Origin of the sequence: Acinetobacter sp. YH12151 (genome assembly GCF_013418355.1) — a bacterium.
GTDB lineage: Bacteria > Pseudomonadota > Gammaproteobacteria > Pseudomonadales > Moraxellaceae > Acinetobacter > Acinetobacter pseudolwoffii.
In genome coordinates this window covers 41997-60902 of record NZ_VPCG01000006.1, presented here as the reverse complement: position 1 = coordinate 60902, position 18906 = coordinate 41997, and the positions used below count along the sequence as shown (strand labels likewise).

Genomic DNA, 18906 nt, shown 5'->3' with positions numbered 1-18906 from the left:
AGCACTGTAGGGCTGGTCCTTCGCAATCATTGCGGGTTAAGCCTGTGCGGTAAAATATGCTTCAGGCAATTGCATGACCAGTTCCGCACCGGCCTGAATACGCTGGATTCGTGCACTCAAATCCGGAAGTACTTTGGCAACATAGTAGTTGGCCAGTACCAGTTTGTTCTGGAAGTAACTATCGTCTTTGGCTGCGGCGGCTTTGCTAATCCGCGCATACATATAGACAAAGCTGAGCAGCCCAACCGCATGTAAATAATCGACAGCAATCGAATTAGCAAAATCAGGGTTCAGCTTAGACTGCTCGACGATGAATTTGGTGATATCTTCAAGTTGCTGGCAGGCTTCTAATGTCGCCGTTTTAATCGTCAATGAATCATGTAAATTTTGGGCAAATTCACGGATTTCAGCAATATATTCCGCGATATAAGCCCCATTACATTTGGTGGTTTTACGCCCAATCAGGTCAATCGCCTGCACGCCATTGGTGCCTTCATAAATCTGTGAAATACGCAGGTCACGAATACACTGTTCCATGCCCCATTCACGGATATAACCATGACCACCGAAGCACATTTGCGCTTCCAGTGCAGAATCCAGTGCCTTGTCGGTCAAATAAGCTTTGGCGATTGGCGTTAACAGCGCCACACGGTCAGTCGCTTTACGCACCGCTTCAGGGTCGGTTGAGTATTTGGTAATATCCAGTTGTTGACCTACATACACCGCAAACGCACGTGAAGCTTCATTGTTAGCACGTACATTGAGCAGCATACGGCGTACATCGCCATGGACTAGAATTGAATCGGCTGGTTTTTCTGGAGATTTTGCACCAGTTGATGCACGGCCCTGTAAACGGTCCGTCGCATATTGTGCCGCATTCTGGTAGGCAAATTCTGCTGCACCAATGCCCTGAATTCCCATAGACAAACGTTCGTAGTTCATCATCACGAACATGCCGGCCAGACCTTCATTTTCATTGCCAACCATATAGCCCTTGGCGCCGTCAAAGTTCATGACGCAGGTCGCCGAGCCTTTAATTCCCATTTTATGTTCGATTGAACCGGCAGATACTGCATTACGCTCACCCAGTGATCCATCTGCATTGACCAGGAATTTCGGCACAATAAATAATGAAATACCACGTGAACCTGCTGGTGCATTCGGAGTTTTTGCCAGCACCAGATGAATGATATTTTCACTCAGATCATGCTCGCCGCTGGTAATAAAAATTTTGGTACCGGTAATATTATATGAACCATCTTCATTCGGTTCAGCTTTGGTCTTGATAATGCCAAGATCTGTGCCGGAATGTGGTTCAGTCAGACACATGGTGCCCGACCATTCACCCGTATAGAATTTTGGTAAATAAGTTTCTTTCTGTTCCTGTGAGGCGCGGTCATTGATGGCCATACCTGCACCCACAGTGAGTAGTGGATAAAGCATAAAAGATGGATTGGTGCTCCAGATCATTTCATCCGCCAGAACCGTGAGCATCTTCGGCATGTTTTGCCCGCCCCATTCTTCAGGAGCACCCAGACCGACCCAGCCACCTTCGGCAAACTGTCTGAAAGCTTCTTTAAAACCTTTGGGTGTCGTCACCACACCATTGTTAAACTGAGCACCACCTTCTTCATCAGCAGGACGATTCAGGTCAAGAATGACATTCTTGGAAAATTTGGCCATCTCTTCCAGAATTGCATTTGCCGTCGCCATATCTAAATGTGCAAGATTTTCATTACCTTGCCAAAATTGTTCAGCTTGGAATACATCATTTAAAATAAATTCCATGTCTTTTAGAGGCGCATTATAAATCGGCATTTTTAAATTCCTTAAAGGGTGATACTCAATCCTGTTGCCAAATATTTTCTAATTTTCATTAGAATCCAGGCAGGCGATTTTAAAATCGAGATATCCAATTCCTGCAGTATTAAATCTATATCTAGATTCATAAAGTTGCATTGAAAATCACGTCTTTATGTTCAGTATAAGTGACTGAATCTACCAGCTTAATATTGATCTGCTTTCCGCACTAAACCTTGATGAATATGGGCTTAAAACAGTCAAAGGATTTAGCTTCGTGCGCTGAAACAATAAAATAATTATACTGAAAATGGAATTTTATTTAGCAAAGTTGATCTCTAGGGTTCAGTTTTCTTGACAATATTTCTGGCTGCTCAGCATCGCTATTTTTATTTGTCAGCAGTTGCTGCATAAATATACAAAATGAGATAAATATCACGACCTTAGTTTTATAGCCATCGCGTGCAAAATTGCATATTCTTTAAAGGTTCTTTTTCGAAAAGTATGGACCAAGAAGATGACGACTGTAAGACAGCAGAACTTCCTTCTTCGTAAAGAGAAGATCCTGAGCATGGCGGAAAGCCTGCTACTGGATAATAATCAGGACATTACCCTGAGTGAGCTGGCCAGTGAACTGGACATCGCAAAAGGAACCATCTACAAACATTTTAAAAGCAAGAACCAGTTATATTTAGAACTGATTATTCTGAATGAAAAAAGAATTCTAGAAATATCAAAAAAGCATAATAACGATATTAAAAATTATGTTTCACAATATATGCTCTATCACATGCTCAATTCAAACCGAACCATCCTGTTGCATGTCATTGAAGAGCGTTTAACCAATAACGAAAAAAATCTGAAAGAATTATTTCAGGAGCTTTATCGTATTCGTGAAGAACGGATTATCCGGATTAAAGACATCACCCATGATTATCTGGTGGCTTTAGAAAGTGCCATGTCGATTCGGGATTATTTGTCTTATATCTGGACAGTCACCTATGGCGCTTCGCTGTTATTAAATTCGACCAATTACCAAAAAGCGATTGGGTCACGTGAACGTCTGATTAAGCTGTATATTAATCAGGCGCTGATGACGCCAGATAAAATCTCATCGGTATAATCACTAAAATAAAAAATGCCTGATTCGATCAGGCATTTTTTATTTGGCTGTATGATTTCATATGATCATTAAGAGTGATCTAACACGACAACGATCAGGCTGCCACAGGCGGGAAACCATCTTCGGTTAAAGCTGCAACAATCTCAGACTCACTGACTGTCGATTCAACTTCAACCAGCTTAGTCGCCACATCAATATTCACAGTAGCATTTTCATCCAGATCTTTAATCGTCGCAGTAACACTGCGCGCGCAGCCACCACAGGTCATGTTTTCAATACGGAATTTCATGTTTAGCTCCATAGGATCGGTTTAAAGTTTATAGGATTCAGCAGACTATATTTAACCTAAATTTAATTGAAGATCAGGTCAGTGCTGCTCAGGAATGATACCCTGTTCAATCTGTTTTAAAATCTGGCAATCGGACTGTTCATTGCCGGCACACTGCTCAACCGATTGCTGTAAAATTAATAGCATATGCTGCATATCGGCAATTTTCTGTTGTAAAAACTGGATATGTTTTTGTGCCAACTGTTTGACCTCACTACTTTGGCGTGAGCTGTTCAGCCACAGGCCGAGTAATTCTTTCATCTGCTCTGAAGAAAAGCCCAGTTCACGTGCATGCTGGATAAAACTTAAGGTTTTAATGTCCGCGTCACTATAAACCCGATAACCTGTATCACTACGTTTCGGAGCCGGCAACAAACCAATGTCTTCATAATAACGAATCATTTTCGCAGAGATGCCGGACCGTTTTGCGGCCTGACCAATATTCATCATACTGACTCCTTAAACTGCACCGGTTGATAGGCTTTTAATCTCAAGGCATTGCTGACGACGAACACGGAGGATAGTGCCATCGCGCCTGCGGCAAACATTGGCGATAACAGAATGCCCCAAAACGGATACAGCACACCTGCGGCAATCGGAATTAAGGCAATATTATAGACAAAGGCCCAAAACAGATTCTGTTTGATATTGCGCATAGTGGCCTGACTCAAGCCGATGCCTGTCGCCACATGCTGTAAATTGCCTGACATCAACACCACATCGGCTGCTTCAATCGCGACATCAGTGCCGGTACCAATCGCCATACCGACATCGGCCTGTGCCAATGCAGGTGCATCATTGATTCCATCCCCGACAAAAGTGAGCACGCCGTATTGCTGCTGGAGTTGACGTACTGCATCGACTTTTTCATGCGGCAAGACTTCGGCAATCACCTGATCGATTTTCAACTGTTTGGCGATCGCCTGTGCGGTATGCTGATTATCACCCGTAATCATCGCTACTTTGAGGCCTTGGTCATGTAAGGCCTGAATCGCGCTATAAGTAGTCGGTTTAATCGGGTCAGCGACAGCAATAATCGCAGCCAGCTTTTGATTAATCGCTACATATAAAGGACTACGACCCTGATCACCGAGCTTTTGTGCAGTGGTTCTAAACAGATCGACATTTAGACCCAAATCCTGCATCAAACGTTCCGCACCGATATGCAGCTGCTGACCGGACACCTGTGCTTTTACCCCTGCACCAGTGATCGAATCAAAGTCCGTCACTTCCAAAAGTTCCAGCTCTTGCTCACGAGCAGCGTGGACGATGGCGTGGGCAATCGGATGTTCAGATTTAGCCTCCACTGAAGCGACGAGCTGCAATACCTCCTGCTGATTAAAATCTGCCGTAACTTCAAAGTCGGTCAGAAGCGGTTTTCCTTCAGTCAAGGTTCCAGTTTTATCTAGGGCGACGACTTTGGTTTGCTGCAATAACTGCAATGCTTCGCCCTTACGAAACAGCACGCCCAGTTCTGCTGCACGTCCAGTTCCGACCATAATTGAAGTAGGAGTCGCCAGTCCCATCGCACATGGACAGGCAATAATCAGCACCGCCACGGCGTTGACCAATGCATAGGTCAGATTCGGCTCAGGCCCAAACAGGAACCATACTATAAAGGTCAAGGCCGCTAGCGCCATAACAGCCGGCACAAACCATAAAGTAACTTTATCAACCACGGCCTGAATCGGCAATTTTGAGCCTTGCGCCTGTTCTACCATTTGAATAATCTGCGCCAGTACCGAATCCTGACCGACCGCAGTAGCCTTGATTTGCAAGGTTCCGTTCTGGTTTACCGTACCGCCGACCACCTGATCGCCAACCTGCTTGGCCACAGGTAAAGGCTCACCGCTAATCATCGCTTCATCAATATAACTTTGTCCGGCAACCACTTCACCATCGACAGCAACTTTTTCACCTGGACGGATTTCAATCAGCATCCCTTGTTGCACATCTGCAATTGCCAGATCAACCCAGTGATCATTCTGTTGTACCCGTGCCGTTTTCGGTTGCAAGCCGACCAGATACTGAATCGCTTCTGAGGTTTTACCTTTGGCTTTGGCTTCCAGATAACGCCCCAGTAAAATCAGCGCGACAATAACGGCGGCCGCTTCAAAGTACACATGTACGGTGGACTGGGGTAACAACTGCGGAAAAAAGGTCGCAATACAGGAAAATCCGTAAGCTGCAATGGTTCCAACAGCCACCAGCGAGTTCATATCTGGTGCCAGACGCAATAAAGCTGGAATACCATGCTGATAAAAACGCCGCCCCGGAATAATCAGCACCAAAGTGGTCAGCACAAACTGCAGATACCAGCTGTTCTGGGTTCCCAGCGTATGGGCAATAAAATGATGAAATGCCGGAATCAGATGCGAGCCCATTTCCAGAATAAATACAGGCGCTGTCAGAATGACTGCAAGCCATAAATCTCGTTTCAGTTGTGCCGTTTCATTGGCTTTCTTTTCCTGAAAAGCATCATGGCTATCTGTCGACATATCCCTACCAGATTTTATGGTGGCCTGATAACCGGCTTTCTCCACCTCAGCAATCAAGGCCGGAATCTGGGCATGCGAGGCTTTCACCCAGGCAGTTTCGGTGGCCAGATTGACCTGTGCTTCGCTGACACTTTCTACTTTCATTAAAGCTTTTTCCACACGTGCCACACATGAAGCGCAAGTCATGCCTTCAATAGCCAGTTCAATGCGATCGCTCTGAATATCAAAACCGGCTTTTTGCAGGGCTTGAGTCAGCTTGGACAATGGCACAGAATTGATCGCACTCACATGCGCCTTTTCAGTGGCCAGATTCACTTGTGCATCCAGCACGCCCTCCACTTTTTTTAGGGCTTTTTCTACGCGAGCCACACAGGATGCACAGGTCATGTCTTCAATGTTCAAATCAAACTGTTGCGTCGGTACATCGAAACCGGATTTTTCAATTGCTTGAACCAGCGCAGCGGCAGCAATCGGCTGCTGGCTTTTAATAAAAGCTTTTTCAGTCGATAGATTGACAGACGCCTCGACCACGCCTTCAATTTTTTTCAAGGCTTTTTCCACGCGAGCGACACAGGAGGTACAGGTCATACCGCCAATCTGCACCTGCTGCTCATATAAGCGGTTGCTATCTTGTTCTGCCATACCCATCTCCATGCCTCAACTCATTGTTGATGTTATAGCTTAAACATTCCCATCATGGTAAGGTCAAGTCTTTCATCTGACTATTTTAAAAATAATGCAGCTGTCTGCTGCGATTTAAAGTCACCCAATAAAAAAGCCCGAAGATGACTTCGGGCTTGTATGCCAGTATTTAAAATATAAAATGCATCAATGTTATTCGGCAGAAATATCTTCAAATAAGATCGAAGACAGGTAACGTTCACCACCGTCTGGCAAAATCACCACAATATTTTTACCAGCATTTTCAGGGCGAGCCGCCAATTGGGCTGCTGCTGCCATAGCCGCGCCACTTGAAATGCCAACCAGGATACCTTCCTGAGCTGCCGTTTTACGCGCCCACTCGACTGCATCTGCACTATTAATGGCAATCACTTCATCAACGAGGTCTAGGTCCAGATTGCCCGGAATGAAGTTGGCACCAATCCCCTGAATTTTATGTGGTCCAGGTGTAATGTCTTCACCGCGTTTAGCCTGACCAATAATTGCAGACTCAGCAGGTTCCACCGCCACTGAATATAAAGGCTTATTTTTTACCTTTTCAAAGTAGCGTGAAATACCGGTAATGGTTCCACCCGTTCCGACACCTGCCACCAGAATATCGACATTTCCCGCAGTCGCTTCCCAGATTTCTGGACCTGTGGTTTCTTCATGAATTTTAGGATTGGCCGGATTTTCAAACTGTTGTGGCAGGTAGTACAGTTCAGGATTTTCATTGACTAGACGTTGTGCTTCTTCAATCGCGCCCTTCATGCCTTTGGCCGGATCAGTTAGTACCAGATTGGCACCTAATGCTTTCACCACCTTACGGCGTTCAATACTCATGCTTGAAGGCATGGTCAAAGTAATGTCATAACCTTTGGCTGCCGCAACAAAAGCCAATGCAATACCGGTATTGCCACTAGTCGGCTCGACAATATGCATACCGGGTTTGAGCTTGCCAGATTTTTCAGCATCATTAATCAATGCTGCACCAATACGGCACTTGACTGAAAATGCCGGATTACGGCTTTCAATTTTCGCAAGTACAGTGGCTGGACCGGAAATCACACGATTAATACGAACAAGCGGTGTATTTCCAATCGCGTCTGCATTATTACTATACACCGCTATACCTAAATTATTCGGTGTTGGAAAAGCTGAATCTGTACTCATGATGATATCCCTGATGTTATTGGTTCAAGTCGCTTAAACATCATACAAGCATTTTTTTGCTTTGTAGATGTTTGATGAAACTTGCACTTGATTGCACGAATGTGAACTAAAATACTTTCTGCACTATGCAATAAATTTATCTTATCTATCAATATTTAAAATATAATTTTAATTGATAATTCAATTCATTAAAAACCATAAAACTTAACTGTTTTTAGCAAGGTATTACGAGCTAAGACCCGTATAATTAACGGGCTGTAACTTTATAATGGACATATTGAATGAAAACCGATTTTGAAATCACGACTATGCGCGATTCAGCAGAACAGGTCGTTGGCATTTTAAAATCCCTGGCCAATACCGACCGTCTCCTTATTTTATGCCATCTCTCTCAAGCGGAACTGAATGTTTCAGAAATTGAGGAAATAACTGAGATTAAACAGCCAACACTTTCCCAGCAGCTCATGATGCTGCGCAAAAGTGATGTAGTGAATACCCGTCGGGATGGTAAACAGATCTATTATTCAATTAAAGATCAAAATTTGATTGTGGTATTGACTACGCTTTATCAGCTGTATTGTGCGAATCAAATTAAATAGTTTATTTTTAAACACTATTTAACGCCAAAACACACTTCTCTACCCCATTGATCTGGCAGAAATAACGACTTTGTAGAAAATCGCTATAGCTGCTTCAAGAAAATGGAGGCCAGACCTAGCTGATTTATTTTAAAAACATAAATCATCACAAATTCGACCCCTTAAGATTTCTTAGCAGAATTTGTGCATAATATATCTATATTTGTGATTTAGACCTTTTTATGCCAAATTCCAAGTCTAAACTTTTGCATAGACTGCCTGCCTGGGCATGGTTAAGCGACTATACGCCGGTCAAATTTAAATCCGATGTGCTGGCCGCACTGATTGTCGTGGCGATGCTGGTTCCTCAGGGGATGGCTTATGCCATGCTGGCCGGTTTACCGCCGATCATGGGCTTATATGCCAGCATCCTGCCAATGATCATTTATGCGTTGCTCGGTGGCAGTTCGACTTTATCGATTGGCCCGGTGGCGATCATTTCAATGATGACTTTTGCCACGCTCAATCCACTGTTTGAAGTCGGCTCACCGGTCTATATCGAAGCTGCGACCTTATTAGCACTCATGGTCGGTATTATTTCCCTGCTCTTGGGATTATTCCGTTTCGGTTTCTTAATTCAGCTGATCAGTCATCCGGTCATTCAGAGCTTTATTATTGCCTCGGCACTATTAATTGCTTTTGGACAATTGAAGTTCTTGGTCGACCTGCCCTTAAAAGCCAATAACATTCCAGAATTTACAACAAGTCTCCTGGAGTATCTGCCGCTCCTGCATTTACCAAGCCTGTTATTTGGCCTGTTGTCGATGGCTTTACTGATCTATCTGCCCAAGTTGCTAAAATCTCAGGCAGTACAAAGCCGGATCGGCTCTACAGATTTTCTGGTACGGGCTGTGCCTCTCATTCTGGTATGTCTCGGGATTGCAGCGATTGTATTTCTGAATTTAAAGGGCCAAGGCATTAAAACAGTGGGTGCAATCCCGTCCGGTTTTCCGCCCTTGTCTTTTCCGCACTGGAACTGGGAACTGGTTGTGACCTTGTTACCGGGTGCTAGCATGATCGCCATGATCAGCTTTGTGGAATCACTGTCGATTGCTCAAGCCACAGCCTTGCAACAACGCAGTCATTTAAACAGTAATCAGGAATTGATTGCCTTGGGGATTGCCAATATCAGTGCAGGCGTCAGTTCAGCCTTTCCGGTTACTGGCAGTCTGTCGCGTACCGTGGTCAATGCCGATGCCGGTGCCAAATCCCCCATGGCAGGAGTTTTTTCCTCCATTCTGATTATTTTCGTCAGCCTATTCTTTACCAGATTTTTTGAAGATCTGCCCCTGACCATTCTGGCCGCCACGATTATTGTTTCCATCTGGAAACTGGTCGATTTTCGGCCTTTCTTTGATGCCTGGCGTTATTCTAAAGCCGATGGTATTGCCATGTGGATTACCTTTCTGGGTGTGGTACTGATTGATATTTCCACTGGCCTGATTATTGGGATCATATCGACGTTTATCCTGATGTTATGGCGAATCAGTCGTCCGCATATTGCAGTGCTCGGACTGGTCGAAGGTACACAGCATTTTCGTAATATTCAGCGTCATCAAGTCAGTACCTCCGATCGGGTGCTGTCACTGCGGATTGATGAAAATCTGACTTTTCTGAATGCCAATAGCTTCAAAGGTTATCTGATCAATCAGATGAGCCTGAATGACAAGTTGCAACATGTGATTTTAAATTGCTCCAGTATCAGTGCCATTGATTTAAGCGCTTTGGAAATGCTGGAGGATTTAAATGCGGAATTGGCCAAACTGAAAATTCGACTGCATTTTGCCGAAGTGAAAGGCCCGGTGATGGACAAGCTACAAGCCTCGAAGCTGATGATTCATCTGAGCGGCCACATTTATCTGACTCATTTTCAGGCGATTCAGGATCTGGCGCCAGAGATCTTTGAGCAGCATAAAGATTATATGATTTAAGAAAGCCGATACTTGAACTTATGGCCGGAAATTTCGACCGGTCATAAGTGTAGTCTTTTCTAAATTTTCAAATATAATTTGAATTTATCTATTTAACTTTGATATTTATTTCATGAATACAATTTTAAAAGTGGTTATTTATTCATCATTTTAAGAAGTTTTTCTTCAATATAAGCGCTGTTTTAAATCAATTAATTTTAGAATAAATCAATAATATCAATATGTTGGTTTTTATATGAAAATATATTTTAAGCCTTGTTTAAATTAAGTATAAAATAGCGCAACTTTTTCCCAAATTTAGCCCTCGTAATTTTCACAAGGCAACCTTATGTTTTCTGCCCTTATGCGCATGAGCTTAGTCTCTCGAATCATCATCGCCATTATTTTAGGTGTGGGTGTGGCTGTGGTATTTCCCGAAGCTACTCCCTCATTAAGCCTATTGGGCGACCTGTTTATTAAAGCCTTGAAGTCTGTTGCACCGATTCTGGTTTTCATTTTAGTTTTAGCTTCTATCGCGAATTTTAAGGTGGGTCAATCCAACACCCCCATCAAACCGATTATGATCATGTATGCAGTGGGTATGTTCCTTGCTGCACTGAGCGCCGTGGTTGCGAGTATCTTATTTCCAAGTACGCTGTTTCTGGATATCGCTGCACAAGCTGACTTACAGCCACCTGGCAGTCTGGTAGAAATCCTGAAGAATTTACTGCTCAGTTTTGTTACCAATCCGGTCGTTGCGATTGCTGAAGCAAACTTTATTGGTATTCTGGCTTGGTCAGTGGCATTAGGCATCGCTTTCCGTCATGCATCGGATAGCACCAAGACGCTTTTAAATGATGCAGCCTTTGCAGTGAACTATGTGATTCGTTTAGTGATCAGCTTTGCGCCTGTGGGTATTTTTGGTCTGGTGGCAGTCACTTTTGCTGAATCTGGTCTGGACACGCTGACGAGCTATGTACATTTGTTGACTGTATTGTTAGGCACAATGGTGTTTGTTGCACTGGTCATCAATCCGTTGCTTGTTGCTGCCGTTACTCGCAAAAATCCTTATCCACTGGTGTTCACCTGCTTACGTGAAAGTGGCATTACCGCCTTCTTTACCCGTAGTTCAGCAGCCAACATTCCGGTCAATCTGGACTTGGCGAAACGTCTGGGTGTTAAAGAATCGACTTCAAGCATTGCCATCCCTCTGGGAGCGACCATCAATATGGGTGGTGCATCAGTGACTATTACGGTTCTCGCCTTGGCAGCAGTCAATACCTTGGGCATTAGCGTGGACTTTAGTACCATGCTGATTCTTTCTGTGGTGGCAACCGTCTCGGCATGTGGTGCTTCTGGTGTTGCAGGCGGTTCATTGTTACTGATTCCAGTTGCATGCGGCCTGTTCGGGATCTCTTCGGATATCGCCATGCAAGTCGTTGCGATTGGTATGGTCATCAGCGTATTGCAGGACTCTACTGAAACCGCGCTAAACTCATCGACTGATGTTTTATTTACTGCAGCAGTAGACCGCGCATCAAATTGATTTTATATTGATTAATCAATATGTTTAGCCAATGATGTTGTTATGCCATTACAGCGTTTACCTACCTGGGTACAATTAGGGGCGTTTTTTCTTGCGGTCAATGCCGGCATGATTAACGTCCTGGGTCTGGTGACGGTATTACACCAGTCTGTTTCACATATGACCGGTAATGTCAGTATGCTGGCCATGGCGCTGCTGGACTGGCAGCCAGACATGATGCTATATCTGCTTCTGGTCACACTCTGCTATGTCATTGGTTCTCTGTATAGCGGGCTGATTCTAGGAAATAGTCACTTTCGCTTGGGACGACTTTATGGTTACCCTTTAAGCCTGGTGGCTTTTTTTATTCTGATCTGCTGGTTATTATTGCCCTATTTCCCGCGCTATGCCCTGTTATGGGCCTGTGTCGCGATGGGTCTGCAAAATGCCATGGTCAGCCATTATAAAGGTGCCATTATTCGCACCACGCATTTATCTGGTGTACTGACCGACCTTGGCTTGGCCATGGGTTACCGTTTACGCGGCTTAGATGTAGAACCACGCCGAGTCGTTTTACATTTACTTATTTTGCTCGGTTTTTTAAGCGGTGGTATTCTTGCCAGCTGGCTTTATCCTTATTTAAAATTAAATGCATTCCTGATCCCGGCAGGGCTGAGCCTGATGCTCAGTCTGATTTACTGGGTGATTTATTTACGTTATCGACATCAACACGATTAATTTCTGGACATTCTCATGGTTAAAAATGCATTGCAGGCACAATTGTTAAAGGCAGGTTTGGTCGATAATAAAAAAGCCAAAAAACTGTCTAAACAGGCTGTGCATGAAAAACGCACCGGTGATAGCACCGAGGCTGAAATCAAGGCGAAAATTGAGCAAGACAAGCAGCAGAAACTGGCCAAAGACCAAGCCATCGAGTTAGAGAAAAAAGCGGCCTTACAGGAAAAAGAACTGAAAGCCGCGATCATCCAGATGATTAACCAGCACAAAATCCGCGATACGGATGGTGATGCGGTGTATCAGTTTATTGATGACAGCAAGATCAAGAAGGTTTACCTGAACCAGCAGATCTATAATGCACTGGTGGCAGGCAGTCTGGTGATTGCACGTGAAAATGACAGTTATGTGTTCTTGCCTAAGGCTTTGGGAGATCGTATTAATGCCAAGATGCAAGGCTTTATCATTGTGAATAATTCAGAGAAAAATGAACAAATTACCGATGAAGAAGATCCGTATGCAGCCTATGTCATTCCGGATGACCTGATGTGGTAAGTTATTATTAGTATTTGATATCATACTAAACCGGCTTAGGCCGGTTTTTTTATATCAGATCACAGTCTAAAAGCTATTTCAGGTAAACACTTTCCAAAGATATGTATTAAAAGTTTAATTAAAATTAAAAAACTCAGCTTAAAGCTATAAACTCTTTCACAATTTTAACAGTGTGAGAAAAGATAAGTTGGAACAGTTTAAGGTTGTCCAGAATATACAAGTGTGGGCTGATCAGTATCCCTGGCTAGAAATGTTCTCTTCATTGAGCATCGTGATTTTACTGGCAATTATTGCAAATCTATTTGCCAAACAAGTCGTTGTTCGTGGAATTCGCAAACTGATTTCCAAAATGCCTTTTGCCCATAATGAAATTGTTGCCGAGCATAGCGTCATTCGCCGTATCGCCAATATTGTACCGGCAATTGTGATTATGAACGGAATTACCACCGTTCCGCATTTATCTGACAAGGTCGAGACCTTTATCCAGATGGGTGCGCAAGCCTTTATCTTCCTGACCATTGCTCTGGCAATTGGTGAATTGCTGAATATTTTCAACCTGATTTATCAGCGCAATCCGAAGTCGCGCAACAAACCGATTAAAGGTTATTTGCAACTGGTCAAGCTGATTATCTTCATCGTCTGTGGTCTGATGATTCTGGGGACTTTCCTCAAGAAAGATGTCTTTACCTTGCTGGCCGGTTTTGGTGCCATGGCTGCGGTACTGATGCTGGTGTTCCAAAATACTATCCTATCGCTGGTGGCTTCGGTACAGATTTCCTCTTATGACATGGTGCGTATTGGTGACTGGATTGAAATGCCATCTTTAAATGCGGACGGCGATGTCATTGATATGTCATTACACACTATTACCGTGCAGAACTTTGATAAAACAGTCACCACCATTCCGACCAATAAACTGGTGACGGATACCTTTAAAAACTGGCGTGGCATGCAGGAAGCCGGTGCGCGCCGGATTAAACGTTCCATTCATGTCGATCAGAGCAGCGTGCATTTCATGTCAGCTGAGGAACAGAACAAGCTGAAAGAATTTATTCTGCTGGATCAATATCTAAATACCAAAACTGAAGAACTGCAGCAATTTAACTTGCAGCTCAGCCATCATTCGCAATATAACCAGCGCCGTCTGACCAATCTGGGGACTTTCCGTGCCTATGTGGAGTTTTATCTGCAACAGCATCCGGGAATTAGTAAAAATCACTCGCTGATGGTTCGTCAGTTACAACCGACCAGTGAAGGTTTGCCTCTGGAAATTTATGCATTTACCAATACCACGGTCTGGGTCGAGTATGAAAATATCCAGTCGGATATTCTGGATCACCTGTTGGCGATTATTCCTGAATTTGGCCTAAAAGTGTATCAGGCACCTTCAGGTTTCGACCTCAAGGAATCTTTTAGCGTTTCCTGAAAAGCTGCGACAATCTTCAAATAAAATAAAAGCCTGAAACTGGCTACAGTTTCAGGCTTTTTAATTGGTCTAATTAAATAAAAATATAAAAAACGACAACTTAAACAAATATTAGATTGGATATTGAGATGCTCAGGCTGAGATTACAGACGCTTGCGGCTGCATCAGTTCTTGTAGCATTTTATAAAAATCATGTTCTGAGTCAAACTGCTCTTCACAGATCCTTTCGCCGTTTAGTAATAAATGATGATAGCTTTGATGCTCATAAATCACCGTGTTCAGAAACTGTGCACCGGGCATATGCTTGAGCAGGTGCTGTGTCTGTTTCATTTCTGCAAGTTGCTGCTGTTCAGGAATCTTATTCAATACCGTATAAATTTTTAATTGAGTATTATATTGTGCGATCCCAATCGCCAATTGCACCAGTTCGGTTTCAAGTTGAATATCTTCTGGATTGATGGAACTGGGAATAATCAGCTTATCTGCATGTTTCAGGACTGAACGCAAGGCAGATGTATCCTGCCTGTCAATATCAACAATAATATAGGCGAACTGCTGTTTCAGTAGTTCCAGACGATGATCCAGACTACGACCATCTTGTTTTAAGATATCCAGATGCTCGAAAGAAAATTGTTTATTTTTCAGAATTGCCCATTCATAACCATACGGTTCCAGATTGGCATCAATTAGCAAGGTCGCGCCTTGCCCACGTAATAACTCATTGATATACATCGCAATCGTGGTTTTTCCTGAGCCTCGTTTACAGCTAGCCACTACCCAAATACTCATCTTTAAGCTCTCTCGTTTTTGATTCTTTTTATGAGGAAAAATGGTTTAAACTTTAATATAATTATGGATTTAGAATTACGTATCTGGCATGAAAAGTAAAGTCTGATTTGGATAATAATTTTGTGGCTATTTCATCTAATCCTAGGCTTAAAAAAATTCAATCCTTTATAATCACTACAAAGCAAAATGCATGATAAGAGTACGATAATGTTTCGATGGCTTGAAAGACTGGTTGATCCCTATCCCACCAAAAACCTGAACCAACCTTTACCGACCAAGTTTTTTCCATTTGTCTGGCAGGCAGCCTACGGTGTGCGCCGTTATTTGCTGATTCTGGTGCTGTGTACGGCCGGTGCTGCCAGCTTTGAAGCCTTACTCTACTCAAAAATTGGCGATCTGGTAAATTGGCTCAGCAAAAGCCAGCCAGATACTTTTCTGGAACAACATGCCAGCAACCTAACCTTGCTGAGCATTATCCTGCTGGCCAATATTTTCTTTGCCAGTGCCCAATCCCTGATCAAGCACCAGATTTTGTATAGCAACTTTCCGATGCGGTTACGCTGGCGCTTTCATAATTTACTGATGAAACAAAGTCTGGATTTTTTCCATAATGATTTTGCCGGACGTTTATCTGCCAAAGTCATGCAAACGGCGCTGGCCATCCGGGAATTCTGGGTCATTTTGGGAGATATGCTGGCCTATGTGCTGATTTATTTCGTCACCATCAATATCGTTTTAGGCAATATTTCTCCCTATTTAGTTATCCCTTTGATGGTGTGGCTACTGCTATTTATCTGTGCGGCCTGGTACTTTATTCCCCGTTTAAGCAAGATTTCCAAGTCACAGGCCGATGCGCGTGCCGTCATGACCGGCCGTGTCACCGATGCCTATACCAATATCCAGACTGTCAAGCTGTTTGCCCATGCTGGTCGAGAAAGCCAGTATGCTAAAACCTCCATGCAGGAATTTATGGTCACGGTTTACAAACAGATGCGTCTGGGGGCTCAGTATGAAATCAGTATTTTATTTCTGAGCATTATTCTCTATGGCGGTGTGTTGGGTACGGCCATCTGGCTATGGCTGGAAGGACAGGCCGAATTGGGCATTATTGCAGCCACCACGGCCATGATACTCAAACTGAACAGTATTGCCGAGTTTATGATGTGGCAGACCTCTGCCCTGTTTGAAAATGTCGGGACCATTCAGGATGGTATGAAAACTTTAGGCCGCAAGATTGCCATTGAAGATAAACCCAATGCCAAAGAGCTACAGCTTCAGCATGGTGAAATTAAATTCGACAATGTCAGCTTTGCCTATAATGATAAAAATGTCATTGACCAGTTTAACCTGACCATTCGCCCGGGTGAAAAAATCGGGATTGTGGGACGTTCAGGCGCAGGTAAATCGACCCTGATTCAGTTATTGCTGCATTTTTATCATCTTGACCAAGGTCGTATTTTAATCGATGGGCAGAACATTGAAGATGTGACGCAGGACAGTTTGCGTAAGAACATTGCTTTAGTGACTCAAGACACTTCGCTGCTGCATCGTACCGTTGCAGAGAACATCAAATATGGTCGTCCTGATGCAACCGATCAAGAGATGTATGAAGCGGTACGTAAAGCCAAAGCAGAAGAGTTTATTCCTCATCTGACCGACTTACGCGGCAAAAGAGGCTATGAGGCTTATGTCGGTGAGCGTGGTGTAAAACTTTCTGGTGGTCAACGTCAACGTGTTGCAATCGCACGGGTATTTCTAAAAGATGCACCCATTTTGATTCTGGATGAAGCCACCAGTGCGCTGGATTCTGAAGTCGAAGCGGCCATTCAAAACAGCCTCGATGATCTGATGCAAGGCAAAACCGTAATTGCCATTGCGCATCGTTTATCGACAATTGCCCAGATGGATCGCCTGATTGTAATGGATCAAGGCAAAATTGCCGAGCAAGGTACCCATGATGAACTGGTAGCATTAAATGGAATCTACGCCCAGCTTTGGCAGCGTCAAACGGGCGGATTACTGATACAACAACAGATCAAAGCAACGAAGGATCGTGAATAATGCTGTATTTGGAAGATTTGAACATCGCTGACCGCTTTAGCAGCCGTAAATATCATATGGGACTGGAAGAAATTCAAAATTTTGCCCGGGCTTATGACCCACAAGTCTTTCATACTGATGAACAGCAAGCTGCAGCCCATCCGGTATTTCAGGGAATTGCCGCCAGTGGTTGGCATACTGCGGCAGTGGTTATGCGCTTGTGGACTGAATGTTTTCCTGTGGCTTATGGGCTCATTGGTTCAGAGTCGCATCTGCGTTGGCCTTGTCCGACCCGCCCCGGGGATGAAATTCACGTCGAAGTCGAAATCATGGATATTCAGCCCTCCAGAAGCAAAACTGATCGTGGGATCGTTAGCTACCAGACGCAGGCATTTGACCAGCATCATAAAATGATTTTTAGTTCAACCACTAAAATTGTGGTATTTAAACGAGGATTTTCTCCGGTTTAAATTGATTTTTAGGCGAAATTCAGGCTAATCTGCCACAATGATTGTGGCAATAGCCAAAACTTTGTCCAACAATTTTAATGAAAAAAATGGCAGTTTCATGCCAATATCAGACCATAAATAAAAAAATTTAAGTGAGTGCAACGGATCGCGCATGAAAACAATTGCTCCACGCCAAGATCAGGGAATTCCAGGTGTATACGCTCTTTTGCTGCTCGATGTCATTTCCCGCTGGGGATATAATGACGAATCGTTGTTCAAGTCCTTTGGCCTAAGTACGGAGCAGCTGGCGGATCCTGATTTTCGCATCCCGACACCTGTGGCCAATGAACTGGTCAAACATGCCCTCAAGCTGAGCGGTGAACCGACACTTGGTTATCATCTGGGTACCCAGATGCGGATTTCTATTCATGGTTTTATCGGCTATGCCATCATGACGGCCAAGGATATTACCGATGCATTAGTACTGGCCAACCGTTTCATCCAGCTGCGTATGCCCTTTTTACAGCTATTCTTTTCGACCTTTGGTGCCAAGGCTACAGTCCAGTTGCAAACCGATATTCAGCTGGAACCCTTACGCACCGAAATCTCGATTGCACTGATTTTTGGCATGATCAGTATGGCCAAGGCCATTACCGGAATTGATTATGCCGCTGGAGAAATCGATTTTGATTTCAAAAAACCGGAAGGCTTTGAGCGCTTTATGGCCAAATTTCCACATCATCAGTTTCGCTTTGAACAGCCGCATTTGATCTTGAGCTTTGATAAGAGCTACCTGATGAACAAGCTGGTACATGCCGACCCGATTGCCAGTCAGATTGCAATTAACCAGTGTGAAACTGAACTCTCGGCCTTGGGCGAGCGACACCGGATTGCGATGCGGGTCCGTGATATTCTAACCCATTCCGAGCAGCATTATCTGAGTATTGAAAGTGTGGCAGATCGTCTGCATATGTCCGACCGCACCCTAAAACGTCAGCTGGCGGCTGAAGGTACCTCTTTTTCTACGCTGGTCGATGAAGTACGCTACCGGCATGCGACGTCGTTATTGTCCCGGACCGACTTTAGCTTGGAGCAGATTGCTGATGAACTTGGTTATAGTGATGTCGCCAATTTTAGCCGGGCATTTAAACGCTGGAGTGGTCGCAGCCCGAGCAACTGGCGCAAAGATCCTTATTTATAAAGGGTCATAAGCCTTTTGTTTTGGCCAAAAAGAATGTATAAAACATGTCAAAAATG

Annotated in this window: 16 protein-coding genes; 10 read left to right on the top strand and 6 right to left on the bottom strand. The window is 43.9% G+C overall.

All coding sequences use genetic code 11. From position 1 onward, the window contains the following. Nucleotides 1-36 precede the first annotated feature (36 nt). Entirely contained in the window at nt 37-1818 is a 1782-nt protein-coding gene (locus FTU82_RS03575) for an acyl-CoA dehydrogenase C-terminal domain-containing protein (protein WP_180085373.1), read from the bottom strand. Between the two features lie 499 nt (nt 1819-2317). Between FTU82_RS03575 and FTU82_RS03570 the strand changes: the two genes are divergently transcribed. Further along, nucleotides 2318-2923 carry a TetR/AcrR family transcriptional regulator gene (locus FTU82_RS03570; protein ID WP_004280405.1) on the top strand — a complete coding sequence of 202 codons (606 nt, stop codon included), beginning with the start codon at nt 2318-2320 and terminating at the stop codon, nt 2921-2923. 94 nt (nt 2924-3017) lie between these two features. On the opposite strand, the gene FTU82_RS03565 is transcribed toward FTU82_RS03570, so the two are convergent. The 4 genes from FTU82_RS03565 to cysK form a co-directional block, all read right to left on the bottom strand. After that, the gene (locus tag FTU82_RS03565; RefSeq protein WP_005100179.1) at nt 3018-3212 is read right to left on the bottom strand and encodes a heavy-metal-associated domain-containing protein; all 195 of its coding nucleotides are present in this window, start codon (nt 3210-3212) and stop codon (nt 3018-3020) included. A 78-nt stretch (nt 3213-3290) separates the two neighbouring features. Further along, nucleotides 3291-3701 (bottom strand): Cu(I)-responsive transcriptional regulator, encoded by a 411-nt coding sequence (gene cueR, locus FTU82_RS03560; protein WP_005246196.1) that lies wholly within the window; start codon nt 3699-3701, stop codon nt 3291-3293. After that, nucleotides 3698-6397: a heavy metal translocating P-type ATPase gene (locus FTU82_RS03555; protein WP_180085371.1), complete on the bottom strand. Its 2700-nt coding sequence runs from the start codon at nt 6395-6397 to the stop codon at nt 3698-3700. The genes cueR and FTU82_RS03555 overlap by 4 nt, the downstream gene beginning before the upstream one ends. A 186-nt stretch (nt 6398-6583) precedes the next feature. Next, a complete protein-coding gene (gene cysK, locus FTU82_RS03550; RefSeq protein WP_180085369.1) occupies nt 6584-7582 on the bottom strand; it encodes a cysteine synthase A in 999 nt (332 codons plus the stop codon). Between the two features lie 281 nt (nt 7583-7863). Here cysK and FTU82_RS03545 point away from each other — a divergent pair, with 281 nt between their 5' ends. The 6 genes from FTU82_RS03545 (at nt 7864) to FTU82_RS03520 (ending at nt 14371) form a co-directional block, all read left to right on the top strand. Beyond that, entirely contained in the window at nt 7864-8181 is a 318-nt protein-coding gene (locus FTU82_RS03545) for a helix-turn-helix transcriptional regulator (protein ID WP_005096987.1), read from the top strand. A 221-nt stretch (nt 8182-8402) separates the two neighbouring features. Beyond that, on the top strand, nt 8403-10151 hold the full coding sequence (locus tag FTU82_RS03540; RefSeq protein WP_180085367.1) for a SulP family inorganic anion transporter: 1749 nt from the start codon (nt 8403-8405) through the stop codon (nt 10149-10151). A 328-nt stretch (nt 10152-10479) separates the two neighbouring features. Next, entirely contained in the window at nt 10480-11676 is a 1197-nt protein-coding gene (gene sstT, locus FTU82_RS03535) for a serine/threonine transporter SstT (protein ID WP_180085366.1), read from the top strand. Nucleotides 11677-11718: 42 nt separating this feature from the next. After that, a complete protein-coding gene (locus tag FTU82_RS03530; protein WP_180049344.1) occupies nt 11719-12393 on the top strand; it encodes a YoaK family protein in 675 nt (224 codons plus the stop codon). A 15-nt stretch (nt 12394-12408) separates the two neighbouring features. Then, nucleotides 12409-12945, top strand: coding sequence for a DUF2058 domain-containing protein (locus FTU82_RS03525; protein WP_005096992.1), 537 nt, complete (start codon nt 12409-12411; stop codon nt 12943-12945). 187 nt (nt 12946-13132) lie between these two features. Beyond that, nucleotides 13133-14371 (top strand): mechanosensitive ion channel family protein, encoded by a 1239-nt coding sequence (locus tag FTU82_RS03520; RefSeq protein WP_180085364.1) that lies wholly within the window; start codon nt 13133-13135, stop codon nt 14369-14371. A gap of 132 nt (nt 14372-14503) precedes the next feature. Here the strand turns inward: FTU82_RS03520 and FTU82_RS03515 are convergent, their stop codons facing one another. Further along, nucleotides 14504-15160: a hypothetical protein gene (locus FTU82_RS03515; RefSeq protein ID WP_180101021.1), complete on the bottom strand. Its 657-nt coding sequence runs from the start codon at nt 15158-15160 to the stop codon at nt 14504-14506. A gap of 207 nt (nt 15161-15367) precedes the next feature. Between FTU82_RS03515 and FTU82_RS03510 the strand changes: the two genes are divergently transcribed. The 3 genes from FTU82_RS03510 to FTU82_RS03500 all read left to right on the top strand — a co-directional run bounded on the left by FTU82_RS03510 (nt 15368) and on the right by FTU82_RS03500 (nt 18850). Next, complete coding sequence (locus FTU82_RS03510; RefSeq protein ID WP_180085361.1) at nt 15368-17221, top strand: ABC transporter ATP-binding protein; 1854 nt, start codon at nt 15368-15370, stop codon at nt 17219-17221. Next, a complete protein-coding gene (locus tag FTU82_RS03505) occupies nt 17221-17670 on the top strand; it encodes a MaoC/PaaZ C-terminal domain-containing protein (protein ID WP_005096996.1) in 450 nt (149 codons plus the stop codon). The genes FTU82_RS03510 and FTU82_RS03505 overlap by 1 nt, the downstream gene beginning before the upstream one ends. Before the next feature lie 151 nt (nt 17671-17821). Then, on the top strand, nt 17822-18850 hold the full coding sequence (locus FTU82_RS03500) for an AraC family transcriptional regulator (RefSeq protein WP_005096998.1): 1029 nt from the start codon (nt 17822-17824) through the stop codon (nt 18848-18850). Nucleotides 18851-18906: the final 56 nt, after the last annotated feature.